This window comes from Acinetobacter sp. 809848, from assembly GCF_000581275.1.
In the GTDB taxonomy this organism is placed as follows: Bacteria; Pseudomonadota; Gammaproteobacteria; order Pseudomonadales; family Moraxellaceae; genus Acinetobacter; species Acinetobacter pittii.
Genome location: NZ_JEXG01000076.1, coordinates 1 through 3609, shown reverse-complemented (window position 1 = coordinate 3609; position 3609 = coordinate 1). Strand labels below are relative to the sequence as shown.

The 3609-nt window shown below is 37.1% G+C and carries 5 protein-coding genes, 2 tRNA genes and 1 other annotated feature; of the genes, 4 read left to right on the top strand and 3 right to left on the bottom strand.

Annotated elements, in window-relative coordinates; all coding sequences use genetic code 11:
• From J536_RS23425 to J536_RS23410, 4 genes are all read left to right on the top strand, one after another.
• Nucleotides 1-625, top strand: a 625-nt coding sequence (locus J536_RS23425; protein WP_032064145.1) for a Nif3-like dinuclear metal center hexameric protein, incomplete at its 5' end; no start/stop codon positions are given.
• Between the two features lie 145 nt (nucleotides 626-770).
• Nucleotides 771-1397 carry a superoxide dismutase gene (locus tag J536_RS23420; RefSeq protein ID WP_000208083.1) on the top strand — a complete coding sequence of 209 codons (627 nt, stop codon included), beginning with the start codon at nucleotides 771-773 and terminating at the stop codon, nucleotides 1395-1397.
• Between the two features lie 4 nt (nucleotides 1398-1401).
• Nucleotides 1402-1505 (top strand) — a sequence feature (Trp leader region).
• A 50-nt stretch (nucleotides 1506-1555) separates the two neighbouring features.
• A tRNA-Asn gene (locus J536_RS23415) sits at nucleotides 1556-1631 on the top strand.
• Nucleotides 1632-1639: 8 nt separating this feature from the next.
• A tRNA-Asn gene (locus J536_RS23410) sits at nucleotides 1640-1715 on the top strand.
• Nucleotides 1716-1883: 168 nt separating this feature from the next.
• Here the strand turns inward: J536_RS23410 and J536_RS23405 are convergent.
• The 3 genes from J536_RS23405 to J536_RS26325 form a co-directional block, all read right to left on the bottom strand.
• Nucleotides 1884-2642: an SDR family oxidoreductase gene (locus J536_RS23405; protein WP_032035927.1), complete on the bottom strand. Its 759-nt coding sequence runs from the start codon at nucleotides 2640-2642 to the stop codon at nucleotides 1884-1886.
• A gap of 251 nt (nucleotides 2643-2893) precedes the next feature.
• Nucleotides 2894-3538, bottom strand: a complete 645-nt coding sequence (locus J536_RS23400; protein ID WP_032055220.1) for a tRNA-(ms[2]io[6]A)-hydroxylase — start codon at nucleotides 3536-3538, stop codon at nucleotides 2894-2896.
• A 6-nt stretch (nucleotides 3539-3544) separates the two neighbouring features.
• A partial coding sequence (locus tag J536_RS26325; protein WP_228130726.1) for a hypothetical protein occupies nucleotides 3545-3609 on the bottom strand: 65 nt, incomplete at its 5' end.

Below are 3609 nucleotides of genomic sequence, written 5' to 3'. Positions count from 1 at the left end.
TTCCGAAGATGCGATTGATGCAGCAATTGCTCAAAATGCAGATTTATTACTCGTACATCATGGTTATTTTTGGAAGGGTGAACCGTATCCAATTACTGGAATGCGAGGCAACCGCATTAAAAAACTCATTCAAAATAATATTTCATTAGTCGCTTATCATCTACCTTTAGATGCACACCCAACTTTGGGCAACAATGTAGCGATTGCAGAAAAACTAAACTTGAAGAATTTAGAACCACTCGATTTAACCGAGAAACATCCGATTGGTAATATTGGTTATTTAGAGCAAGCAGTTTCTGTAGATGAGTTTAAAGCACAGCTTCAAAACAGTTTTGATTTTAAAGTGATTCATTTGCCAGCAGAAAAGCAAAGCATTCAAAAAGTAGGCTTCTGTACAGGCGGCGCTCAAGATTTTATTGCTAAAGCTGCTTTGCAAAATTGTGATGCTTATATTTCAGGTGAAGTCAGTGAACGAACTTTTTATGAAGCAAAAGAATTAGGGGTTCACTATTTCGCCTGTGGTCACCATGCTACTGAGCGTTATGGAGTTCAGCGTTTGGCACAAGCGATCTCAAAACAGTTTTCAATTGAAGCTGAATATTTTGAATTGAATAATCCGATTTAATTAAGTCTTTTTTTCAATCTGTGTTATGCGTATTAATTAGATCTTTATTGTGTATAGTTCTTTAAAACGATGCCCTATTGTTACCAGAATCATTTACAATAGAGCCACTTAATTGTATAACCCAGCAAATGCAAGGAATAGGAACATGACAACCATTACTTTACCTGCACTTCCATATGGCTATGATGATTTAGCGCCACATATTAGTAAAGAAACTTTAGAATACCATCACGATAAACACCACAATACCTATGTTGTTAACTTAAACAACTTAATCAAAGGGACTGACCTTGAAGGTAAAACTTTAGAAGAAATCATTAAAGCGACTGCTGGTGATGCATCTAAAGCTGGTATTTTCAACAATGCTGCTCAAGTTTGGAACCACACTTTCTACTGGAACAGCATGAAGCCAAATGGTGGTGGTAAGCCTACTGGCGCAATCGCTGCTAAAATTGACGAAGCTTTTGGTAGCTACGAAAAGTTTGCAGAAGAATTTACTGCTGCTGCAACAACTCAATTCGGTTCAGGTTGGGCTTGGTTAGTTGCTGATGAAGTAAACGGTAAATTATCTATTACTAAAACTTCTAATGCAGACACTCCACTTGCACATGGCCAAATTGCTGTATTAACAATTGACGTATGGGAACATGCTTACTACATCGATTTCCGTAACTTACGTCCTAAATACATCGCAACTTTCCTAGAAAGCCTTGTGAACTGGGACTATGCAAATGCAAAACTTGCAGGTCAACCAGCTGGTGTAGAGAAATAATTTTATTTCTTTATGAAAAACCACCCTATTTGGGGTGGTTTTTTTATTTTTAATACAGCAAAAGCATATTAATCAAGCAAAGCCCGCATTTATTGCGGGTTTTTTCTTTTCTAATGATTTAATAATTTTAGATTTCATCCATAAAATGCGCATCAGATTCTCCAATAGCTCAGTCGGTAGAGCGACGGACTGTTAATCCGCAGGTCCCTGGTTCGAGCCCAGGTTGGAGAGCCATCTACTAATCTCCCATAGCTCAGTCGGTAGAGCGACGGACTGTTAATCCGCAGGTCCCTGGTTCGAGCCCAGGTGGGAGAGCCAAATACTAAAAAGCCCGCAGCATTAAAGCGGGCTTTTTTTTGCCATAAATTTATCAATAACTATAAAAAATCCTCTATCAGCAGATAGAGGATTTAATTTTTTCTTAGAGTCTTTATTAGGTTTAACGCTCTAACCTAACTCGAAAGAATATATTTTCTTCTTAAATTATTATTCCACTTCAACCACTTTTAAAGGATTAAAAGATTGAGTGGTCGGCATCATTTCAATACGATTAATATTAATGTGTGGAGGTTGGGAAGCAATCCAAGCTACTGTATTTGCAATATCTTCAGGCAAAAGTGGATTCTTTTTATCATATAGACTGTTTACTTTATCCTCATCACCTTTAAAACGCACAAGAGAAAATTCAGTACCTCCACACAACCCTGGTTCAATGTTAGTTACGCGCACACCAGTACCAGCCAAATCAGCACGAAGATTTAGACTAAATTGCTCCACGAAAGCTTTGGTTGCCCCATACACATTGCCCCCTGGGTATGGATATGTGCCTGCGATAGACCCCATATTAATAATCAAACCTGATTTTTTCTTTACCATACTTGGCAAAATTAATCGGGTAATCGTAACAAGCCCCTTAACATTGGTATCAATCATCGTGTACCAATCATCTAGATCTGATTTATCTGCTGGTTCCAATCCTAATGCCAAACCTGCATTATTCACCAATAAATCAATTTGGCCGATTTGAAATTCGGCTGGCAAATCAACCAATACTTTATTTATATTTTCTGCCGTATCTGTCATGTCAAATACTAATGGGTAGAATTTTTCACCAAGTTCTTGTTTTAGTTCTTCTAGTTTTTCTGCTCGTCTTCCGCAACCAATAACGTTATATCCTAACTCAATCAGTTTTTTTGAAATGCTATAACCAAAACCCGCTGAGGCACCTGTAACTAATGCTAACATTCTTATATCCTTAGAAATGATCAACTATTTCAGTTGAACTCATGATGAACATATCAGCCTTTATATTTACACAATATTTATTATTAGCCTAAAAAAATAAAAGTTTTTTAAAAATTTTAAGAGAAATTAAAATCTATAAAAAATATATTTATTAAATAATTATATGCATTAAAAAACTAAAAGCAGAACATGCTTACCTAATAAAAAAGTTTACCGTGAAAGGTAAACTTTTTTATTTGAGACATCCAAGACTAAGCAGGAATACCACTATGAAAACGGAAAGTATTATCTGGGGTTAAAATCAGATTCTTTTCAACTTCACGGATATGATCAATTCGCTGCTGAATATCCTCTTTAGGATCTTTCATTTTTGCAGTTTTTGCTACATCAAGCGCAAGTGCGAGATAGTCTTCAAAATGACGAGACTCTGACTTAAGCAAGTATCGATAATAACGTCCTAACTCATCATCTACACGCGGAGCAAGTGCATAAAAACGCTCACATGAACGAGCCTCTACGAATGCCCCAATCACCAGCACATCAATTAAAGCTTCAGGCTCATACGTACGAATCTCTTTACGCAACCCACCTGCATAACGCCCAGCACTTAAACCAGTCCACTCTTGACCGCGCTTAGCCATAAGCTCAAGTACTTGTTCGTAGTGAAGCATTTCTTCTCGTACAAGTTGAGCAAGTTTTACTTGTAAGTCAGGAAAGAAGCTATAGCGGAACATTAAGTTCATTGCTGTACTAGCAGCTTTCTTTTCACAATTAGCATGATCTTGCATCAAGATATCTAAATTATTGATTGCCTCATCCAACCATGCATTTGGTGTTTGACATCCTAAAAAGGCCACCACAGGTTGCATTAATTCATCGTAATTGATACTCGACATAACCAACTATCCTGCTGCCTGAATCGCTGTTTTCATATCTTTAACCGCTTGAACCAGACCTACAAAAACAC

What these genes read in the sequence shown, in the direction of transcription:
- J536_RS23405 (WP_032035927.1), bottom strand. Translation starts at nt 2,642, where the DNA reads ATGTTAGCATTAGTTACAGGTGCCTCAGCGGGTTTTGGTTATAGCATT.
- J536_RS23420 (WP_000208083.1), top strand. Translation starts at nt 771, where the DNA reads ATGACAACCATTACTTTACCTGCACTTCCATATGGCTATGATGATTTA.
- J536_RS23400 (WP_032055220.1), bottom strand. Translation starts at nt 3,538, where the DNA reads ATGTCGAGTATCAATTACGATGAATTAATGCAACCTGTGGTGGCCTTT.